The organism is Methylobacterium phyllosphaerae (genome assembly GCF_001936175.1).
GTDB lineage: Bacteria > Pseudomonadota > Alphaproteobacteria > Rhizobiales > Beijerinckiaceae > Methylobacterium > Methylobacterium fujisawaense.
In genome coordinates, this window is record NZ_CP015367.1 from 3,522,455 (window position 1) to 3,544,010 (window position 21,556).

General features: G+C 68.9%; 14 protein-coding genes. 2 read left to right on the plus strand and 12 right to left on the minus strand.

The window, feature by feature from the left end:
• Positions 1-24 precede the first annotated feature (24 nt).
• Entirely contained in the window at positions 25-804 is a 780-nt protein-coding gene (locus tag MCBMB27_RS15975) for an enoyl-CoA hydratase-related protein (RefSeq protein ID WP_043348311.1), read from the minus strand.
• A 10-nt stretch (positions 805-814) separates the two neighbouring features.
• Positions 815-2,554: an acyl-CoA dehydrogenase gene (locus tag MCBMB27_RS15980; protein WP_075380840.1), complete on the minus strand. Its 1,740-nt coding sequence runs from the start codon at positions 2,552-2,554 to the stop codon at positions 815-817.
• Between the two features lie 137 nt (positions 2,555-2,691).
• Between MCBMB27_RS15980 and MCBMB27_RS15985 the strand changes: the two genes are divergently transcribed.
• Positions 2,692-3,690 carry an L-threonylcarbamoyladenylate synthase gene (locus tag MCBMB27_RS15985; protein ID WP_075381992.1) on the plus strand — a complete coding sequence of 333 codons (999 nt, stop codon included), beginning with the start codon at positions 2,692-2,694 and terminating at the stop codon, positions 3,688-3,690.
• Between the two features lie 133 nt (positions 3,691-3,823).
• On the opposite strand, the gene wrbA is transcribed toward MCBMB27_RS15985, so the two are convergent.
• A complete protein-coding gene (gene wrbA, locus MCBMB27_RS15990; RefSeq protein WP_043348306.1) occupies positions 3,824-4,426 on the minus strand; it encodes an NAD(P)H:quinone oxidoreductase in 603 nt (200 codons plus the stop codon).
• A 131-nt stretch (positions 4,427-4,557) separates the two neighbouring features.
• On the opposite strand from wrbA, the gene MCBMB27_RS15995 reads away from it, so the two are divergent.
• A complete protein-coding gene (locus MCBMB27_RS15995) occupies positions 4,558-5,430 on the plus strand; it encodes a LysR family transcriptional regulator (protein WP_043385655.1) in 873 nt (290 codons plus the stop codon).
• Between the two features lie 6 nt (positions 5,431-5,436).
• Here the strand turns inward: MCBMB27_RS15995 and greA are convergent, their stop codons facing one another.
• From greA to MCBMB27_RS16040, 9 genes are all read right to left on the minus strand, one after another.
• Positions 5,437-5,910 carry a transcription elongation factor GreA gene (gene greA / locus MCBMB27_RS16000; RefSeq protein WP_043759113.1) on the minus strand — a complete coding sequence of 158 codons (474 nt, stop codon included), beginning with the start codon at positions 5,908-5,910 and terminating at the stop codon, positions 5,437-5,439.
• 98 nt (positions 5,911-6,008) lie between these two features.
• Positions 6,009-7,013: an acrylyl-CoA reductase (NADPH) gene (gene acuI / locus MCBMB27_RS16005; protein WP_075380841.1), complete on the minus strand. Its 1,005-nt coding sequence runs from the start codon at positions 7,011-7,013 to the stop codon at positions 6,009-6,011.
• A 66-nt stretch (positions 7,014-7,079) separates the two neighbouring features.
• Positions 7,080-7,664: a hypothetical protein gene (locus tag MCBMB27_RS16010; protein WP_075380842.1), complete on the minus strand. Its 585-nt coding sequence runs from the start codon at positions 7,662-7,664 to the stop codon at positions 7,080-7,082.
• A 212-nt stretch (positions 7,665-7,876) separates the two neighbouring features.
• Positions 7,877-8,974, minus strand: coding sequence for a cell wall hydrolase (locus MCBMB27_RS16015; RefSeq protein ID WP_075381993.1), 1,098 nt, complete (start codon positions 8,972-8,974; stop codon positions 7,877-7,879).
• 264 nt (positions 8,975-9,238) lie between these two features.
• Positions 9,239-13,447: a DNA-directed RNA polymerase subunit beta' gene (gene rpoC / locus MCBMB27_RS16020; RefSeq protein ID WP_043385733.1), complete on the minus strand. Its 4,209-nt coding sequence runs from the start codon at positions 13,445-13,447 to the stop codon at positions 9,239-9,241.
• Positions 13,448-13,623: 176 nt separating this feature from the next.
• Positions 13,624-17,748 carry a DNA-directed RNA polymerase subunit beta gene (gene rpoB / locus MCBMB27_RS16025; RefSeq protein WP_043385649.1) on the minus strand — a complete coding sequence of 1,375 codons (4,125 nt, stop codon included), beginning with the start codon at positions 17,746-17,748 and terminating at the stop codon, positions 13,624-13,626.
• A gap of 246 nt (positions 17,749-17,994) precedes the next feature.
• A complete protein-coding gene (gene rplL / locus MCBMB27_RS16030) occupies positions 17,995-18,372 on the minus strand; it encodes a 50S ribosomal protein L7/L12 (RefSeq protein WP_012320773.1) in 378 nt (125 codons plus the stop codon).
• A 48-nt stretch (positions 18,373-18,420) separates the two neighbouring features.
• Positions 18,421-18,939 (minus strand): 50S ribosomal protein L10, encoded by a 519-nt coding sequence (gene rplJ / locus MCBMB27_RS16035; RefSeq protein WP_043348291.1) that lies wholly within the window; start codon positions 18,937-18,939, stop codon positions 18,421-18,423.
• 515 nt (positions 18,940-19,454) lie between these two features.
• Positions 19,455-21,098, minus strand: a complete 1,644-nt coding sequence (locus MCBMB27_RS16040; RefSeq protein WP_043348289.1) for a B12-binding domain-containing radical SAM protein — start codon at positions 21,096-21,098, stop codon at positions 19,455-19,457.
• Positions 21,099-21,556 lie beyond the last annotated feature (458 nt).

Sequence of the window (21,556 nt, forward strand, 5' to 3'; positions counted from 1 at the left end):
TCTTCTTGGAGAGGTCGGGCGGGGTCACGCCGAGACGGGCTTGGTGCGGTTGAGGAAGGCGGCGAGCCGCTCCTGGGATTCGGGCGAGCGCAGCTGCGCGTCGAAGGCCTTGGCCTCCGCTTCGAGGGCGGCCTCGACCTGCGCCTGATCACCCCGGATCAGCGCCCGGGTTGCCGCCAGCGCCCCGCGGGGCAGGGCGGCGAGGCGCGCCGCCTGCGCGACCGCCTGCTCCACCAGCATGTCGGCCGGCAGCACCGCGTTGACGAGGCCCAGCGCCTGCGCCTCGTCGGCCTCGAGCGGCCGGGACAGGAGCAGCAGCTCGGTCGCCCGGAGGCGCCCGACCCGCAGGGGCAGCAGGTAGCTCGAGGCCGCCTCCGGCACGAGGCCGAGTTCGACGAAGGGCATGCGCAGCCGCGCCGCCGGGCTCGCGTAGACGAGGTCGCAATGCAGGCAGAGCGTCGCGCCGATGCCCACCGCGATCCCGTCGACCGCCGCCACCATCGGGGTTCGGGTGCGGGCGAGCTGGCGGATGAAGGCCAGCGCCGGCGAGGCGCTGAACCCGTCCCCGGCACGATCCCCGGAGGACTGGCCCATGAAGTCGGCGAGGTCGTTGCCGGCGCTGAACATGCCGGGCTGCCCGGCGAAGACCACGGCGCCGATCCGGTCCGAGGCGTCGGCCTCGACCAGAGCTGCCCGCATCGCGTCGTACATGGCGCCGGTGAGCGCGTTCTTCTTCTCCGGGCGGTTCAGGGTGATCAGGCGGACGCCGCCCGAGAGGTCGTCGATCGCGACGGGTTCGGCCATGATCCGCTCCTCAAACCGCCAGCGCCAGGGTGGCGTCGTCCGTGAAGGCGCCGCCCGCCACGACGGTCTGCTCCAGGCCGCCGGCTGCGGTGAGCAGGTTCTCGGCGTAGAACCGGGCGAGCGCGATGCGGGCGGCCTGCGCCGGATCGGTCTCGCCGGCCTTCAGGGCGGCGTTGGCGGCGAGCGCGCTGCGGGCGAGGCAGGCGCCCCCGAGCGTCAGGCCGAACAGGCGCAGATACGGCGTCGCGCCCGCCAGCGCCGCCTCGGGGCGGTTGGATCTCAGCGCGGCGAGCTGGTGGCTCGTGGCCCGGTCGAGGCTGCCGATCCCGTCGCGCAGCCGTGCCGCCATGTGGCCGAAGGCGGGATCGCCGGCCTTGAGCAGGCCCTCGGCCGCCCGGCGCATCCAGGCGATCTGCGACCGGGCCGTGGCGCCGCCGTTCAGCGGCAGCTTGCGGGCGGTGAGGTCGATCGCCTGGATGCCGTTGGTGCCCTCGTAGATGCCGAGGATGCGGGCGTCGCGCATGAGCTGCGCCGCCCCGGTCTCCTCGACGAAGCCCATGCCGCCATGGACCTGCACGCCGAGCGAGGTCACCTCGTTGGCGAGGTCCGTCGCGAAGGCCTTCGCCACCGGCGTCAGAAGCGAGGCGCGGTCCAGGGCGGGCTGCCCCTCCGGGCCCTTCGACGCGTCGAGGGCGGCGGCGGTGAGGTAGCAGATGGCGCGTGCCGCGGCCGTGTACGCCTTCATGGTCAGCAGCATCCGCTGCACGTCCGGATGCGCCACGATCGGGCTCGTCGCCTCGGCGGCCCCGATGGCCTTACCCTGGCGCCGCTCTTGCGCGTAGGCGAGCGCCCGCTGGGTCGCGGCCTCGGCCACGCCGACGCCCTGCAGGCCGACGTTGAGCCGCGCCGCGTTCATCATCGTGAACATGCAGGCGAGGCCCTTGTTCTCCTGGCCGATCAGCCAGCCGGTGGCGCCGCCATCGTCGCCGAAGGCCATGGAGCAGGTCGGCGAGGCGTGGATGCCGAGCTTGTGCTCGATGCCGGAGCAGCGCAGGTCGTTGCGGGTCCCGTCCGGCAGCACCTTCGGCACTAGGAACAGGGAGATGCCCCGCGTGCCGGCGGGCGCGTCGGGCAGACGGGCCAGGACGAGGTGGACGATGTTGTCGGCGAGATCGTGCTCGCCGTAGGTGATGTAGATCTTGGACCCGGTGATCCGGTAGGTGCCGTTGCCCGCAGGCTCGGCCCGGGTGCGCAGCAGGGCGAGGTCGGAGCCCGCCTGCGGCTCGGTCAGGTTCATCGTGGCGGGCCATTCGCCCGAGACCAGCTTCTCGAGGTAGCGCGCCTTCAGGTCGTCGGAGCCGTGGGCCGCGAGCGCCTCGATGCCGCCCTGGGTCAGGAGCGGGCAGAGGCCGAAGGCGAGGTTGGCGCCGTTCCACATCTCGGTGCAGGCGGCCTCGATCAGCTTCGGCAGGCCCTGGCCGCCATGGTCGGCCTCGGCCGAGAGCCCGTTCCAGCCGCCCTCCGTGAAGGTGCGGTAGGCCTCGCGCCAGCCGGGCGGCGTGGTGACCCGCCCCTCCGCGAAGGGGGTGCCGTGCCGGTCGCCGACCCGGTTGAGCGGCGCGATCACGCCGGCGGCGATCCGCCCGGCCTCGCTCAGGATCGCCTCGGCGTCGTCCGGATCGACGGAATCGAGCCCGGCCACGTGCCGGAGGGTGAAGAGCATCTCGGGGACCGGGGCGCGGTAACTCATACGATCCTCCCGTGTTGCGGCCCGCCCGCTCGTTCGATCCGGGGCGGGTTTGACCGCGCCCGCGCACCGGCGCTAGGGCGGGGCGAGGATAGGCGCGCGGGGCTCGCATCGCCATGACCTCGGAGACGGCTTCCCGCATGAATGATCCCGGGTCAACGGGTCCGACCGCGACCCGCCGGCTTCCCCCCGACGCGGCCGGCATCGCGGAGGCCGCCGCGCTTCTGCGGGCGGGGCGCCTCGTCGCCTTCCCCACCGAGACGGTCTACGGGCTCGGGGCGGACGCCACCGATGCCGCCGCGGTGGCGGGCATTTTCGCCGCCAAGGATCGGCCGCGCTTCAACCCGCTGATCTCGCATCTGGCTGATGCGGACGCGGCCCTGGCGGAGGGGGTCTTCGACGCGCAGGCCCGCCGCCTCGCCACGGCTTTCTGGCCGGGTCCCCTGACCCTGGTCGTCCCGGCCCATCCGGGCACGCGGGTCTGCGACCTCGCCCGCGCCGGCCTGCCGAGCCTCGCCCTGCGGGTGCCGGCGCACCCGCTCGCCCAGGCGCTCCTCGCGGAAGTCGGCCGTCCGGTGGCGGCGCCCTCGGCCAACCGCTCCGGGCGCGTGAGCCCGACCCGGGCCGCCCATGTCCTCGACGATCTCGCCGGCCGGATCGCCGCGGTGCTCGACGGTGGCGACACGATGGTGGGCGTCGAGTCGACGGTGGTGGCCTGCCTCGGCGGCGCGCCGCGGCTGCTGCGGCCGGGCGGCATCACGCGGGCGGCGCTCCGGGACGTGCTCGGCCTCGATCCGGGATCGCCGAAGGCGGCCGACGCCGACCGGCCGGCGGGCCCCGGCATGCTCGCCTCGCATTACGCGCCCCGGGCGCGGGTCCGCCTGGATGCGGTGCGGATCGAGCCCGGCGAGGCGGTGCTGCTGTTCGGCGCCGGGCGCCCGGCCGGTCACGAAACCGCGCGGGCCAGCCTCAACCTGAGCCCGTCGGGCGATCCCGCGGAGGCCGCGGCCCGCCTGTTCGGCGCCCTGCGCGACCTCGATGCCTCAGGGGCCGGCACCATCGCAGTGGTGCCGATTCCGGAAGACGGCCTCGGCGAGGCGATCCGCGACCGCCTCGCCCGGGCCGCCGCGCCCCGCTGACGGCGCAGAAATTTTTGCCGGCAGCGGAACAGATGTCGGCCTGATCCGTTTATTGATCACGAAGGCCTTCTCAGCCCCCAATGGCCTTTTTCCTTTCAGGCTCGGAGCAATCCGAGCCTTTTTTCTTGCCTTCTCAGTCTCGGGCCAGCTTGGCGGCAATGCCGGCCACATGGCGACCCTGGAAGCGGGCCCCCTCCAGTTCCACGGCGCTCGGCTGGCGGGATCCGTCACCATCCGCGATCGTGCTGGCTCCGTAGGGTGTTCCGCCCTTGACCGCCTCGACACCGCCCTGGCCCTGGAAGCTGTAGGGCAGGCCGACCACCACCATGCCGTGGTGGAACAGCACCGTGTGGAAGCTCGTCAGCGTCGTCTCCTGGCCGCCATGCTGCGAGGCCGTCGATGTGAAGACGGAGCCGACCTTGCCGACCAGCGCGCCCTTCATCCAGAGACCGCCGGTCTGGTCGATGAACTGCTTCATCTGCGACGCCATGTTGCCGTAGCGGGTCGGCGTGCCGAAGATGATGGCGTCGTACTGCGCCAGTTCGTCCACGGTGGCGATCGGGGCCGCCTGATCGAGCTTGAAATGGCTCTGCCGGGCGACCTCCTCCGGGACCAGCTCCGGCACGCGCTTCACGACGACCTCGGCCCCGGTCTCGCGGGCCCCCTCGGCGACCGCGTAGGCCATCTGCTCGACGTGACCGTAGGTCGAGTAGTACAGCACCAGAACCTTGGCCATGGACGGGTCTCTCCTGTGTGTCGGGCGGCCGAATCGTCGGCCAGCGTCGTGCCCCTCCATCGCGCATTTGGCGCCTTGCAAGAATGCCCCACCATGCAAGAGTGATCTTGCGCAGACGCAAGGACCCGGGTGTGGCGCTCGACTGGGACGAGTTTCGGTTCGCAAAGGCCGTGGCCGACCGCGGCGGCCTGACCGCGGCGGCGGCGGATCTCGGCATCAACCACTCGACGGCGTTCCGACGCCTCGCGGCCCTGGAGGCGAAGCTCGATACGCGCCTGTTCGAGCGGCTGCGCACGGGCTACGTGCCGACCCCCGCCGGACAGGCGATGATCGCGGCGGCCGGGCGGATCGAGGCGGACGTGGCGCGGTTCACCCGCGTGGTCGCCGGCCAGGGCGAAACCCCGTCCGGCGAATTGCGGGTGACCGCGCCGGCCGGCTTCGCCGCAGAGCTGCTGATGCCGATGCTCGCGAGCTTCACGGAGCGGTACCCCGACATCCGGATCGAGCTGATCCTCGCCGAGGCGACGCTCAACCTGTCGCGCCGGGATGCCGACGTCGCGATCCGGATCAGCCGCGAGCCGAGCGAGACTCTGGTCGGGCGGCGTCTCGCAGTCACGGCGTGGGGGGTCTACGGCCGGGCCGACCGCGCCTATGGCGACCTCGCCCGAGAGGCGTGGATCAGTCCGGGACCGCTGGTGGCAGGGGGCTCGTTCATGCGCTTCGTGGAGGCGCGGGTGCCGCCCGACCACATCCGCCTCCGGCTCAACGCGGTGATCGGCCTGGAGGCGGCCGTGCAGGCCGGCCTGGGGATCGGCCCGCTCCCCTGCTTCACGGCCGACGTCAATCCGGCACTGCAACGCCTGTCCGGGCCGCATCCGGAGTTGGGGGCGGATCTCTGGATCCTGACGCATCCGGACCTGCGCCACGCGGCACGGGTCCGGGTCTTCATGGAACATATTGCCGAGGCGCTGTTGCCCCTGCGACCGCGCTTCGAAGGCCGCTGAACCGGCTCAGCGGATCTCCGCCACCTCGACCTCGTTGCCGTTCACCTCGACCACGTCACCGATCGTCTTGCCGGTGATCGCCCGGGCGAGCGGCGCCACGTAGGAGATCGAACCCTTGTGCGGATCGGCTTCGTCCTCGCCGACGATCCGGAAGGTCTGGCGGGTCTCCTTGCCGGACTCGTCCTCCCGGACCACCGTGACGGTGGAGCCGAACTGAACCGTGTCGCCGGCCTTGGGCTCGACGAGCTGCGCGGTGTTCTTCCGGGCCGCCCAGTAGCGCAGGTCGCGCCCGATGCGGGAATCCTCCGCCTTGTCGGCAGGGTCCAGCGAGGCGACTTCCTTCTCCAGGCGGGCGACTTCGGCCTCGATCTGCGCGAGGCCTTCCGGCGTCACGAAATTCGTGTGCGGCGAGATCGGCCGATCCGGCAGATTCTCGAACGCTTCTCCACCCTCGGGCTCTTTGACGAATGCAACGCTCATGAAAACATCAACACGCGATGCACGGCAAAGGTTCCGGGGCCGCGGCGAAATTCCGGTCCAGCCCGGTGCCGGGACGGGTTGGCCGAAACCCCTGAGGATCAGCGCGGACCGCCCGCCCGATCCACCTCCACCACGATCCGCCCGCGCACCTTCCCGGCCAGGATCTCAGCGCCGAGCCGGCCGACTTCCTCCAGGGGGACACGGCTCGTCATGGCGGCGAGCTTGCCCAGATCCAGATCCCGGGCGAGCCGCGCCCAGGCCTCGCGACGCTTCGGCTGTGGGGTGGTGACGCTGTTGATGCCGAGCAGCGAGACGCCGCGGAGGATGAACGGCGCCACCGAGGTCGGCAGATCCATGCCCTGCGCCAACCCGCAGGCGGCGACGGCGCCGTCCGCCTTGGTCATGGCCAGCACGTTGGCGAGCGTCGTGGAGCCGACCGCATCGACCCCCGCGGCCCAGCGCTCCTTGCCGAGCGGCTTGCCGGGCTTCGACAACTCGGCCCGGTCGAGGATCTCCGCAGCGCCGAGGCCCTTCAGGTAGTCGGATTCGCCGTCCCGGCCCGTGGAGGCGACGACGTGCCAGCCCGCCCGCGCGAGGAGGGCCACGGCGACCGAGCCGACGCCCCCGGAGGCGCCGGTGACGATGACCGGGCCGTGCTCCGGCGTCACGCCGTGGGCCTCGAGGGCCATGCAGCACAGCATCGCCGTGTAGCCGGCGGTGCCCACCGCCATGGCCTGCTCGGGCGTGAGCCCCTGCGGTAGCGGCACCAGCCAGTCGCCCTTCACCCGGGCGCGCTGGGCGTAGGCGCCGAGATGCGTCTCGCCGACGCCCCAGCCGGTGAGCACCACCGCGTCACCCGGTTTGTATTCGGGATGGTCCGAAGTCTCGACGATCCCCGAGAAATCGATGCCGGGGATCATCGGGAAGCGGCGCACCACCGGCGACGTGCCGGTGAGGGCGAGGCCATCCTTGTAGTTCAGGGTCGAATGCGTCACCCGCACGGTGACGTCGCCGTCCATCAGGTCGGCGTCGTCGAAGTCCTTGAAGGCGAGGCTCTGGCCGGCCTCGTTCTTCTCGACCACCCAGGCCTTGAACGTCCCCATCGTCACCTCCCGTGTTGCGCGGTGAGGTGTCGCCGGGACGTCCGGAATCAAGCCTTCGCGGCCGGATCAGTACCCCTCGTACCGGCTGCCCGTGTAGAAGCCGAGCCCGACGCCGATATCCGAAGAACTGGCCCCGGCAATGCCGACGGCGTCCGGGATCGAGCCGACCAGCGGGCCACCGTAAGAGGCCGGCCGGTAACCGTAGCCGCCGCCGACCGGCACCCAGCCGGCCCGGGCGGGCGCCACGAGGACCCGGCGGCTGACGCTGGCGTATTCCGGCGGGATCGTCTCGGGGATCGATTGCGCCGGACGGACCAGCACGGTCCGCGTGCGCACGGCGAAGCGCGGCGGCGTGGTGACCCAGCAGCCAATCAGCTCACCGCCGGGACCGCGGCTCGTCTGCCAGTAGCGGCCACCCGGCGAGACCATCACGCGCTCGGACACCGTATCGTAGACCGGCGGCGTGGTCCGGTAGACCGTGCGGGGCGGACGGACCAGCACGTTCTCCTGCACGGTGTCGTAGACCGGCGGCGTGACGACGTGGCGGTAGCATTCGGAGCCGTAACAGCCGCCGGCCTGGGCGGGTGCGGCAAGGAGAACGCCGCCGAGGGCGGCGGCCAGGAGAGCAGTGCGAGCGACCGGCGCGGTCATGGAAGTCCTCTGATACGCATTACAACGAGAAGCGGCGCGCAAGCGGCGCTCGTCTCGACGTACCAGAGGCCAGACTCGTTGCCCGGCGCGCAAGCATTATCGGGAACGAAGGTAAAATTAACCCTTGGTTTCGACTGCTTAGTCGTCGCCTACCTAGGTAGCATTGTTCGAATTTTCCACAGTCTCTCTTACGAAGTCAGGCCAGAGCCGCCTCAGGTCTGACCCGCCCGGAGCTGGTAGAAGATGTGCCGGCCGATCACGTCCATCTTGCGCAGGCGGCGCGCCCAGCCCGGACGGACGTAGTCGGCGTGGTAGTGGGTCGCGGCGCCGACCTCGGCGAGGTAGGTCCGGCCCTCGATCACCGAGCGGGCGATGCGGGTCGCCGATTCCCAGGCGCCCGCATCGGTGATGCGCAGGGACTTGCCCTCGCAGGCGAAGGAGAACTGGCAGCCCATGTAGTGGTGCCGGTTCTGGTAGACGACGCCGCAGACGCTCGCCGGGTAGAGGCCGCTCTTCACGCGGTTGAGCACCACCTGGGCGACGGCGGCCTGGCCGGCCTCCGGCTCGCTCCGGGCCTCGAAATAGACCGCCTCCGAGAGGCAACGCTGCTCCTTGTCGAGGGCGTTCGGGTCGATCAGGTCGGCGTAGCGCCGGCGCGCATCCTCGGGCACCGGCTGGGCGCTGTCCGGGCGCTCCGTGCGGATCGCGAAATCGGGGAGCGCGAGACTCGCCGCGGCGATCTCCACGGGGATCGCGTCCGCGGGCGCCGGCGTCGTGGACGAGAGGGCGATGGCGCGGGGCACCGGCGGGGTCGAGCCGTCGAAGCGCTCGGGCCCACCATCCGCGGTGAGGTCGGCCGTGCCTTCGCCCGTGGAGGCCGCCGTGCCGGCGCCGGTGGTCAGGCCGAGATCGGGCACGGGGACGAAACCGGCCTCCGGCTCGGAATCCGGATCCCAGACCGCAGCCCCCTGCGTCAGCACGCCGGTGACGCTGCCGGTGACGTCGCCGAACACCAGGGCGCCGCCGAGTTCCCGCAGGTTGGCGGCCCGGCGGGCGAAGCTCTCGGCCGGCGGCCGGGTGGGGTTGCCCTTGCCGCCCCGCTGCACCACCGGGAAGACGTGCGCACCGGTCTTGAACACCGTCTGGGGCGGCTCGTCACCGAGGCGGCGCAGGGCAGATCCGATCAGCAGGGTGCCGGGCGGCAGGGGCGGAACGGTCTCGGCATCGATCACCCCGAGCCGGCTCGCCCCGATGGCGTTCTCCGTGCCGGCATCGGCCGTGAACGACACCAGCAGGCCGAGCCCGACCATCCAGGGCGTCATCGCCGCCGAGAGCCAGCGCAGGCTCGATTCCCGTCCTCGTCTCGTGCCCACGACGCCAGACCCGCACTCACGCACCCGAACCGGCCCGATCCTCCCCGTTTCCAGGGTGTTTCTGGGGCCGCTCAGGATTTATCGCGCGGCATGGTTGAGCCTCGGTTAAGTCGGCCGCCGTGCAGGCGTCCCGGTTTGGAGAGCAACCACGAAAAAGGGCGGCCCGAAGGCCGCCCTTGTCTCTCAATCCTGCCTGTCGCCTTATTCGGCGGCGGGCGGAAGCTCCTCGACCGGCATCGCGCCGCTCTCGGTCTGCTTCTGCTGGAGGATCATCGCGTCGCGGCGGCGGGCGATGGAGCGGATGTCCGCCACCATCGACCCGGTGCCGGCCGGGATCAGCGATCCAACGATCACGTTCTCCTTCAGGCCTTCCAGGGTGTCGACCTTGCCGTTGACCGCCGCCTCGGTGAGGACGCGGGTGGTCTCCTGGAACGAGGCCGCCGAGATGAACGACTTCGTCTGCAGCGACGCCTTGGTGATGCCGAGCAGGACCGGAACGCCCTGGATCGGCTTCTTGCCCTCGGCAAGCAGCTTCTCGTTGAACTCGGTCAGCTCCGTCCGGTCAATCTGGTCGCCCGAGAGGATGTCCGAGTCGCCGCCATCGGTCACCTCGACCTTCTGCAGCATCTGACGGACGATCACCTCGATGTGCTTGTCGTTGATCGACACGCCCTGCAGCCGGTAGACCTCCTGGATCTCGTTGACGAGGTAGGCGGCGAGTTCCTCGACGCCCTTGATCGCCAGGATGTCGTGCGGAGCCGGGTTTCCGTCGACGATGTAGTCGCCGAGCTCCACCACGTCCCCGTCCTGCAGGTGGATGTGCTTGCCCTTCGGGATCAGGTACTCGACCGCCTCCGAGCCGTCATGCGGCGTCAGCGTGAGCCGACGCTTGTTCTTGTAGTCGCGGCCGAACGCGATGGTGCCCGACTTCTCGGCGATGATCGCCGCGTCCTTCGGGCGCCGTGCCTCGAACAGCTCCGCCACCCGCGGCAGACCGCCGGTGATGTCGCGGGTCTTGGCCGAGTCGGTCGAGACGCGGGCCAGGATGTCGCCGGCCTTGACCGTCGCGCCCGGATCGAAGCCGATGATGGCGTCGACCGGCAGGAAGTAGCGGGCGTCCGAGCCGCGCGGCAGCTTGAGCGCCTTGCCCTCCCGATCGACCACGACCATCGCGGGCTTCAGGTCCGAGGTCCGGGCCGAGCCGCGCCAGTCGACGACGACGCGCTTGGCGATGCCGGTCGACTCGTCGGTGGTCTCGGTCATGGACTGGCCGTCGACCAGATCCTCGTAGGCCACGAGGCCGTCGACTTCGGTGAGGATCGGACGGGTGTAGGGATCCCACTCGGCGATCCGCTGCCCGCGCTTGATCTTGTCACCCTCGTCGACCCGGAGCTTGGCGCCGTATTGCAGGCGGTGGACCGCCCGCTCGACGCCGTCCGACCCCACGATCACGACCGCCACGTTGCGGCCGGTGGCGATCAGGTCCCCGTCCGTGTTCTTGGCGACGGCGCGGTTGCGGATCTTGATCGTGCCTTCGAAGCTCGACTCGATGAAGGACGAGTCGGCGATCTGGGCCGCACCACCGATGTGGAAGGTGCGCATCGTGAGCTGCGTGCCCGGCTCGCCGATCGACTGCGCCGCGATGACGCCGACGGCCTCGCCCATGTTGACGGGCGTGCCGCGGGCGAGGTCGCGCCCGTAGCAGGTGGCGCAGACGCCGCTCTTGGTGGCGCAGACCAGCACCGAGCGGATCTTCACCTCCTGGATGCCGGCGGCGTTGATCGCCGGCAGGTGCCGCTCCTCGATGGTCTCGCCGGTCTTGACGATCACCGTGCCGTCCGCGGCCACGAGATCCTCGGCCGTGGCGCGGCCCAGGATGCGGGTGGCGAGCGTCGCCACGACCTGGCCAGCATCCACGATGGCGCGCATCTTGATGCCGTTGGTCGTGCCGCAATCCACCTCGCGGATGACGGCGTCCTGGGCCACGTCGACGAGACGGCGGGTCAGGTAGCCGGAGTTGGCGGTCTTCAGGGCGGTGTCGGCCAGGCCCTTACGGGCACCGTGCGTGGAGTTGAAGTACTCCAGAACGTCCAGGCCTTCCTTGAAGTTCGAGATGATCGGGGTCTCGATGATCTCGCCCGACGGCTTGGCCATGAGGCCGCGCATCGCCGCGAGCTGCTTCATCTGGGCGGGCGAACCACGGGCGCCGGAGTGGCTCATCATGTAGATCGAGTTGATCTGCTTGTCGGCGCCGTGCTCGTCCTTCTGGACCGCGGAGATGCGGCCCATCATCTCGGCGGCCAGCTTGTCCGAGCACTTGGCCCAGGCATCCACCACCTTGTTGTACTTCTCGCCCTGCGTGATCAGGCCGTCGTTGTACTGCTGCTCGTAATCCTTCACGAGCGCGCGGGTCGTGTCGACGATCGACCACTTGTTCTCCGGCACGACCATGTCGTCCTTGCCGAACGAGATGCCGGCCTTGAACGCGTGGTTGAAGCCGAGCGCCATGATCCGGTCACAGAAGATCACCGACTCCTTCTGACCGCAGTGGCGGTAGACGGTGTCGATCATCGCCGAGATCTCCTTCTTGGTCATCAACTTGTTGACGACCTCGAAGGGCACCTTGGCGTGCTTCGGCAGGGCACCGGACAGGATCACCCGGCCAGGCGTGGTCTCGTAGGTCTTGGTCAGGGGCTGATTGTCCGGGCCGATGCCGGTCCAGCGCCACTTGATCTTGGTGTGCAGCGACACGGCCTTGGCGGCCAGGGCGTGCTCCAGCTCGCCCATGTCGCCGTAGACGCCCTGCATCGGGTTCTTGGCGTTGTCCGCCTTGAACTCGCCCGGCATGCCCTCGGCCACGATCGACAGGTAGTAGAGGCCGAGCACGATGTCCTGCGACGGCACGATGATCGGCTGACCGTTGGCCGGGTGCAGGATGTTGTTGGTCGACATCATGAGGACGCGCGCTTCCAGCTGCGCCTCGAGCGACAGCGGGACGTGCACGGCCATCTGGTCGCCGTCGAAGTCGGCGTTGAACGCGGCGCAGACCAGCGGGTGCAGCTGGATCGCCTTGCCCTCGATCAGCTTCGGCTCGAAGGCCTGGATGCCGAGGCGGTGCAGCGTCGGCGCGCGGTTCAGCATCACCGGGTGCTCGCGGATCACCTCATCGAGGATGTCCCAGACCTCCGGCTTCTCCTTTTCGACCAGCTTCTTGGCCTGCTTGACGGTGGCCGAAAAGCCCTTGGCGTCGAGGCGCGCGTAGATGAACGGCTTGAACAGCTCCAGCGCCATCTTCTTGGGCAGACCGCACTGGTGCAGCTTCAGCTCCGGGCCGACCACGATGACCGAGCGGCCCGAATAATCGACGCGCTTGCCGAGCAGGTTCTGGCGGAACCGGCCCTGCTTGCCCTTCAGCATGTCGGCGAGCGACTTCAGCGGACGCTTGTTGGCGCCCGTGATGACGCGGCCGCGGCGGCCGTTGTCGAACAGGGCGTCGACCGCCTCCTGCAGCATCCGCTTCTCGTTGCGGATGATGATGTCGGGCGCGCGCAGCTCGATCAGCCGCTTCAGGCGGTTGTTGCGGTTGATGACGCGGCGGTACAGGTCGTTGAGGTCGGAGGTCGCGAAGCGGCCGCCGTCCAGCGGGACCAGCGGGCGCAGGTCCGGCGGGATCACCGGGACGACCGTGAGGATCATCCATTCCGGCTTGTTGCCGGACATCTGGAAGGCCTCGATGATCTTGAGCCGCTTCAGGAGCTTCTTGGGCTTCAGCTCCGACGTCGTGACCGCGATCTCCTCGCGCAGATCGTTGGCGATCTTGTCGAGGTCGAGTTCCTGCAGGATGCGCCGGATGGCCTCGGCGCCGATCATGGCGGTGAACGAGTCCTCGCCGTACTCCTCCTGGGCGCGCAGGTACTCCTCCTCCGACAGGAGCTGACGCTCCTTCAGGGGGGTAAGGCCCGGCTCGATGACGCAGTAGGACTCGAAGTACAGGATCCGCTCGAGGTCCTTGAGCGCCATGTCGAGCAGCAAGCCGATGCGCGAGGGCAGCGACTTCAGGAACCAGATATGCGCGACGGGGGCGGCCAGCTCGATATGGCCCATGCGGTCGCGCCGGACGCGCGCGAGGGTGACCTCGACGCCGCACTTCTCACAGATGACGCCCTTGTACTTCATGCGCTTGTACTTGCCGCACAAGCACTCGTAGTCCTTGATCGGCCCGAAGATGCGCGCGCAGAACAGGCCGTCGCGCTCGGGCTTGAAGGTCCGGTAGTTGATGGTCTCGGGCTTCTTGATCTCGCCGTACGACCAGGAGAGGATCTTCTCCGGGGACGAGATCGAGATCTTGATCTGATCGAAGCTGACCGGCGTGGCCTGCTGGTTGAAAAGGTTCATGACCTCTTGGTTCATGATCCGCTCCTTGTTGACGCCGGCAGCCCCGCGCCGGGCCACCGCGTCCTGAAAAAGATCCGGCGCCGCACCCCGCACGGGCGCTGCTCACCGTCGTCGAACCCGGAAGGCCCCTCCCCTCCCCGCTCGACCGTGGCGGCGGGATCCGCCGCCACGGGAGGTGTTTGTGACTGGCTCTACTCGGCCGCGTCGGCCGGCGGCTCCAGCTGATCGTTCGCGGCCTTCTTCGAAGACGTCAGCTCGACGTTGAGGCCGAGCGAGCGCATCTCCTTGACGAGCACGTTGAAGCTCTCGGGGATGCCGGCCTCAAAGGTGTCGTCGCCGCGGACGATCGCCTCGTAGACCTTGGTGCGGCCGGCCACGTCGTCCGACTTCACCGTGAGCATCTCCTGCAGCGTGTAGGCCGCGCCGTAGGCCTCCAGCGCCCAGACCTCCATCTCACCGAAGCGCTGGCCGCCGAACTGCGCCTTGCCGCCCAGCGGCTGCTGGGTGACGAGCGAGTACGGGCCGATCGAGCGCGCGTGGATCTTGTCGTCCACGAGGTGGTGGAGCTTCAGCATGTAGATGTAGCCCATCGTGACCTTGCGGTCGAAGGGCTCGCCGGTCCGCCCGTCGTAGAGCGTCGACTGCGCCGAGCGGTCCAGCCCGGCCATCTCCAGCATCTGCTCGATGTCGGCTTCCTTGGCGCCGTTGAACACCGGCGTGGCCATCGGCACGCCACGGCGGACGTTGTTGCCGGCCTCGGCCAGCTCCTCGTCCGTCAGCCCGTCGAGCTCGCCCGGGGAGTAGATCGCCTTCATCTCCTCCCGCAGCGGCGCGATGTCCTGCGACTTCAGATAGGCATCCACCGCCTTCGACACCTTGCGACCCAGGCCCGCAGCCGCCCAGCCCAGGTGCGTCTCCAGGATCTGGCCGACGTTCATGCGCGAGGGCACGCCCAGCGGGTTGAGCACGATGTCGGCATGCGTCCCGTCCTCCAGGAACGGCATGTCCTCGATCGGCACGATCCGCGACACGACACCCTTGTTGCCGTGACGGCCGGCCATCTTGTCGCCCGGCTGGATCTTGCGCTTCACCGCCACGAAGACCTTGACCATCTTCATGACGCCGGGGGGCAGCTCGTCGCCGCGCTGCAGCTTCTCGACCTTGTCGAGGAAGCGCTGCTCGAGGCGCTTCTTCGACTCGTCGTACTGCTTCTGCATCGCCTCCATCTCGGTCATGAGACGGTCTTCGATGACGGCGAACTGCCACCATTGCGAGCGCGGGTAGTCGTTGATCAGCTCGCGGGTGAGCGTGGTGTCCTTCCGGAAGCCCTTCGGGCCGGCCACCGGCGCCTGACCGATCAGCACGTCCGCGAGGCGCGCGTAGGTGTTGCGGTCGAGGATCGCCTGCTCGTCGTCGCGGTCCTTGGCGAGCCGCTCGATCTCCTCGCGCTCGATCGCCTGGGCGCGCTCGTCCTTGTCGACGCCATGCCGGTTGAACACGCGGACCTCGACGATCGTGCCGGTGACGCCCGGCGGCACCCGCAGCGAGGTGTCGCGCACGTCCGAGGCCTTCTCGCCGAAGATGGCGCGGAGGAGCTTCTCCTCCGGCGTCATCGGGCTCTCGCCCTTCGGGGTGATCTTGCCGACGAGGATGTCGCCCGCATTCACCTCGGCGCCGATATAGACGATGCCGGCCTCGTCGAGGTTCTTGAGCGCCTCCTCGGAGACGTTCGGGATGTCGCGGGTGATCTCCTCCGGCCCGAGCTTGGTGTCGCGGGCCATCACCTCGAACTCCTCGATGTGGATCGAGGTGAACACGTCATCCTTCACGATCCGCTCGGAAAGCAGGATCGAGTCCTCGAAGTTGTAGCCGTTCCACGGCATGAACGCGACGAGCACGTTCCGGCCGAGCGCCAGCTCGCCGAACTCGGTCGAGGGACCGTCGGCGATGATCTCGCCCTTCTTCACGAACTCGCCGACGCGGACCAGCGGCTTCTGCGTGATGCAGGTCGACTGGTTGGAGCGCTGGAACTTCTGCAAGCGGTAGATGTCGACGCCGGGCTTGTTGGCGTCGGCCTCCTCGGTGGCGCGGATGACGATACGGGTGGCGTCCACCTGATCGATGATGCCGGCCCGGCGAGCCGCGATGGCGGCGCCGGAATCCCGGGCGACCACCGCCTCCATGCCGGTGCCCACGAACGGGGCGTCGGCGCGGACGAGCGGCACCGCCTGGCGCTGCATGTTCGAGCCCATGAGCGCGCGGTTGGCGTCGTCGTTCTCAAGGAACGGGATCAGCGCCGCGGCGACCGAGACGAGCTGCTTCGGCGACACGTCCATGAGATCGACGCGCTCGGGCCCCACGACGATCACCTCGCCGGCCCGACGGCAGACCACGAGATCCTCCGTGAGCTTGCGGGCCTCGTCCATCTGGGCGTTGGCCTGAGCGACGTAGTACTTCGCCTCCTCCATGGCCGAGAGGTAGGCGACCTCGTCGGTGACCACGCCGTCGCGGACGCGGCGGAACGGGGTCTCGATGAAGCCGTACTTGTTCACCCGCGCGAAGGTGGCGAGCGAGTTGATCAGGCCGATGTTCGGGCCTTCCGGCGTCTCGATCGGGCAGATGCGGCCGTAATGGGTCGGGTGCACGTCGCGCACCTCGAAGCCGGCGCGCTCGCGGGTCAGACCGCCCGGGCCGAGCGCCGACAGGCGGCGCTTGTGCGTCACCTCGGAGAGCGGGTTGGTCTGATCCATGAACTGCGAGAGCTGCGACGAGCCGAAGAACTCGCGCACGGCCGCGGCGGCGGGCTTCGCGTTGATGAGATCCTGCGGCATGACCGTGTCGATATCGACCTGGCTCATGCGCTCGCGGATCGCGCGCTCCATGCGCAGGAGGCCCAGGCGGTACTGGTTCTCCATGAGCTCGCCCACCGAGCGGACGCGGCGGTTGCCGAGGTGGTCGATGTCGTCGACCTCGCCCTTGCCGTCGCGCAGCTCCACGAGCGCCTTCACCACCGCGAGCATGTCCTCCTTGCGGAGGGTGCGCACGGTGTCGGCGGCGTCGAGGTCGAGGCGCATGTTCATCTTCACGCGGCCGACGGCCGAGAGGTCGTACCGCTCGGAGTCGAAGAACAGCGAGTGGAACATCGCCTCGGCGGTCTCGAGGGTCGGCGGCTCGCCCGGGCGCATGACCCGGTAGATGTCGAACAGCGCGCCCTCGCGGTTGGAGTTCTTATCCACCGCCAGCGTGTTGCGAATGTAGGGGCCGACATTGACGTGGTCGATGTCAAGCACCGGGAGCTCGGTGATGCCGACATCATCCAGGCTCTTCAGGAGCTTGTCGGTAATCTCCTCGCCGGCCTCGGCCCAGATCTCGCCGGTCTGCGCGTTGACGAGATCCTCGGCCACGTACTGGCCGACGAGATCCTCATCGGTGGCCTTGAGGAACTTGGTGCCCTTGTCGGTGATCTGACGGGCGTTGCGGGCGTTGAGCTTCTTGCCGGCCTCGAGCACGACCTCGCCGGAATCGGCGTCGATCAGGTCGACGGTGGCCTTCATGCCCTTCATGCGCTCGGCGTCGAAGGGCACGCGCCAGTCGGCGCCGTCGCGGTCATAGACGACCTTGTTGTAGAAGGTCGACAGGATCTCCTCGCCGTCGAGGCCGAGGGCGTAGAGCAGCGACGTCGCCGGCAGCTTGCGCTTCCGGTCGATGCGGACGTGGACGATGTCCTTGGCGTCGAACTCGACGTCGAGCCAGGAGCCCCGGTACGGGATGATGCGGGCGGCGAACAGGAGCTTGCCCGAGGAATGGGTCTTGCCCTTGTCGTGGTCGAAGAACACGCCCGGCGAGCGGTGCATCTGCGAGACGATCACGCGCTCGGTGCCGTTGACGATGAAGGTGCCGTTCTCCGTCATCAGGGGCATGTCGCCCATGTAGACGTCCTGCTCCTTGATGTCCTTGACCGACTTCGCCTGCGTGTCGGGATCGACATCGAACACGATGAGGCGCAGCGTGACCTTCAGCGGGGCCGCGAAGGTGATGCCGCGCTGGCGGCACTCGTCGACATCGTACTTGGGCGCCTCGAAGGTGTAGCGCACGAACTCGAGCAGGGCCGTGGAGGCGAAGTCGGAAATCGGGAACACCGACTTGAACACGCTCTGCAGCCCCTCGTCGGCGCGCCCACCCTCGGGCTCGTCGACCATCAGGAACTGGTCGTAGGACGCCTTCTGAACCTCGATGAGGTTCGGCATCTCGGCAACTTCCTTGATCTTGCCGAAGAACTTCCGAATGCGCTTGCGACCGACCAGCGTGTTGGCCATGTGACCTCGCTCCTACCCGCGTACCTCTCGCCCGGGGAAGCGTTCCCGAAAGGGACCTCCCGCACCGGGCCGCGACGCGCGCCCCGCCGGGCAGCGCCACCGAACCGAAACTTCTCGCCGGTCCCTTCCGGGACCATCCGCCGAAGCGGCCTAAAGCCCGCGGGTGTTGCACCCGCGGGCTCCGGTCACGACAGGCCCGAAGCGGACCTCCGTGGGGTGATGGGCCGGGACCGGCCCATCGTCGACTTACTTGAGCTCGATCTTGGCGCCGGCCTTCTCGAGCTGGGCCTTGAGCTTCTCGGCCTCGTCCTTGGCAACGCCTTCCTTGACCGGCTTCGGCGCGCCCTCGACGAGGTCCTTGGCTTCCTTGAGGCCGAGGCCGGTGATCGCGCGGACCTCCTTGATGACCTCGATCTTCTTGTCGCCGGCGGAGGCCAGGACGACCGTGAACTCGGTCTGCTCCTCGACGGCGGCGGCGGCGCCACCGGCAGCCGGGCCGGCGGCAACGGCGACGGCAGCGGCGGCCGAGACGCCCCACTTCTCTTCGAGCATCTTGGCCAGGTCAGCGGCCTCGAGCACGGTCAGCGAGGACAGGTCGTCGACGAGCTTGGCGAGATCAGCCATTTTGAATTCCTCTCAATATCGGTTCGAACGGATGGTTTTTGAAGGGCCTCAGGCGGCCTCGTCCTTCTTGGCATAGGCCCCGAACACGCGGGCGAGCTTGGCCGCCGGCGCGTTGACGACCTGAGCGATCTTCGTCGCGGGAGCCTGCACGAGGCCCACGATCTTGGCGCGCAGTTCGTCGAGGGACGGGAGCGAGGCGAGGGCCTTCACGCCGTCCGGGTTCAGGGCGGTCTTCCCCATCGCGCCGCCGAGGATCACGAGCTTGTCGTTGGCCTTGGCGAAATCGACCGCGACCTTCGCGGCTGCGACCGGGTCGCCGGAATAGGCGAGCAGGGTCGGGCCCTTCAGGAGCGGCTTGATGGAGGCGACGTCCGTGCCATCGAGTGCGATGCCGGCGAGGCTGTTCTTGGCGACCTTCACGGTGGCGCCAGCCTGCTTCATCTGCGAACGCAGCTTCTGCATGTCGGCGACCGTGAGGCCCTTGTAGTGGGCCACGACGACAACGGCGCTCTCACTGAACACGCCGTTGAGCGTCGAGACGAGATCAGCTTTAGCTGTCCGGTCCACTGGGCTCTCTCCGGTTGGCGGAACCCGATCTCGGGTCCGCCGGTTGCACATGCCGCCCGGACGTCATCTCGGCCAAGAGACCGGGAACGTCCGAACGACGCTTCGCGGCCCTGTCCCCGCGCGTGCCCCTGGAGGCCGCCTCGGGCGAGTTGGTTCAAACCGACACCCCTCCGCGGCCGAGGCCTGGGCGAGGCTTTTCGAATTCGGTCTTCCCCGTCTGTGCAGGCTTGGGGATTAAGCCGGCGAGCCGGCACCTGCAGTCTCGGACAGGACATGGCCGGACAAGGCTCCGCGGGGCTCGTCGCCCCTGGGATCCGTCCGGCCTTTGCCACCCGGTTGCCCGGGCGACATTTCGAGCGGAAACCGGCCGATCGGCCGTCTCCTTCCGTGAGGATGAAATGCGTGAGGCGCGGTGTATAGAGCCTAGCAAGCCGCCTGCCAAGGGCTGAAGCGCGACTTTTCCGCCGCAGGCAAGGACTTGCTGCGGAATCTCCGGACCTGACCGGCAACCCGCCTCACGCGGCCTCGCGTTCCGGCGCCAGCCTGCGCCGGGCCGATTCCCACCAGCTCCGGTCGCGGGCCGCCTTCGCCTCCGCGGCCTTGGCGGCGTAGAAGGAGGCGTTGTGCTCGCCGCGCAGGGCCTCGCGGGTGAAGCGGATCAGGTGGTGGGCCACGAAGCCCATGTTGAACACCGCCTCGATCTGCCCGCGCTTCAGCGCGTAGCCGGCCGCACTCCAGAACGGCTTGCGGTAATCGGAAAAGATCCCGACCCGGGTGATGATGTTGAACCCCAGGATCAGGCCCCGGCGGAGATTGGTGAAGGTCAGCTTGCCGGCGGTCGGCGTGGTGATGCGGTTCGGGTAGGTCACCGCGCATTGGTGCTTGAAGCGCTCGAAGATCTTCTCCGGCGTATAGGCGTGCGCGATGGCCCGGCGCCAGCTGCCCACCACGGTGTCGTGCGGGCGCTTGAACAGCACGTTCGATTCCAATGCCGCATCGTGGACGAGCCGGCCCTCGCGTTCCAGCCGGTCCCAGAGCGGGGTCTTGGGCAGGGCCTGGAGCAGGTTGATGGTCAGCACGGGAATGGCCGAGCGGTCGATGAAGTCGATCAGGTTCTGCTCGGATTTGTCGGTGTCGGAATCGAGGCCCAGGATAATGCCCGAGGTCACCTCCAGCCCGTAGGAATTGAGGGTCTCGATCGCCTCGTACATCGGTACGGCGGCGTTGTGGGTCTTGTCGATGCCCTTGAGGGCCTCGGCCTCCGGGGTCTCGATGCCGACGAACACCGTCATGAAGTTCGCCTGCCGCATCAGCTCGAGGATCTCGGGCTGCTTGGCCATGTTCAGCGTCGCCTCGCAGGCGAACTGAAGCGGGTAGTTGTTCTTCTTCTGCCACGCCACGAGGTGCGGCAGCATCTCGCGGGTCGCCTTGCGGTTGGCGATGAAATTGTCGTCGACGAAGTAGACGACGGCCGGATGGCCGGGCTGGCTGATGATGGCGTCGAGCTCGGCGCACATCTGCTCGGGGCTCTTGAGCCGCGGCTGGCGGCCATAGAGCTGCGGGATGTCGCAGAACTCGCAGCGATAGGGGCAGCCCGAGGAGAATTGCAGCGAGCCGATCAGATAGCGCTTGAGCGGTGCGTGGTCGTAGGCCGGGGCCGGGAAGTCGGCGAGCGCGAGCCGGTCCTTCGTCTCCAGAACCACCTGGGCGGGCGGGGGCGCGACATCGGCGTCGAGGCGCGCGACGAGCTGGTCGGTGGCGTCGCCGATCTCGCCGACATGGAGATAGTCGAAGTCGCCATATTTCTCCGGCGCGCCCGAGACCGAGGGACCGCCCAGAACCGTGACCTTGCCGGCGGCCCGGGCACGGTCGCGGATGTCGTGGATCTGCGGTTCCTGGATGTGCATGCCAGAAACGAACACCGCGTCGGCCCAGGCGAACTCGGCCGGGCTCGCGCGGCGGATATTCTCATCGATGAATCTGCATTCCCACGCCTCCGGCATGTAGGCCGCGATCAGCAGCAGCCCCTGCGGCGGCATGAACGCCTTCACCCCGCCCATCAGCGGGTAGGCGTGGGAGAACGTCCCGAAGGACGGCGTGTAGGCGGGAAAGACGCACAGGATGCGTCGCTTGGAGGTGACCGTCAGGGTGCATCGCATGTCGGCCTATCTAGCACAGCCGCGCGCGTTGGCGCCCCCTCTGCCGTTAAGAATGGCGTGAAGGAGAACGGCGCCGCTGTCGCGGCCTGTCGCGTGCCGGGTTCCGGATAGGATCCGCTTCACCCGTCCGGAAAAGGGGTACGGGTTTATTTCTCACCGGCCCTTCCCGGGCACAGGGCGCGTCAGCGATATGCGACCCGGGATCCAGCACGAGAATCGCCGCGATTCGGCCCCGCCGATCAGATCCGCCGACGGGCCTCGGACGGGACCAGCATGGTCACGCCGTAATCCGGGGCGTTTCCCGGCAAGGTACCCACGCGATGCGCCGGATCGGTCGCCGAGCCCGCGTCGAGCGTGCCGTTCCGGCGGCTCGCCCGACTGTCGCGGCGGGACGGCTGCTCCGTCCGCATGCCCGCAACGGAAAACGCCCGGCCGTTTCCGGCCGGGCGCTCCGCAGC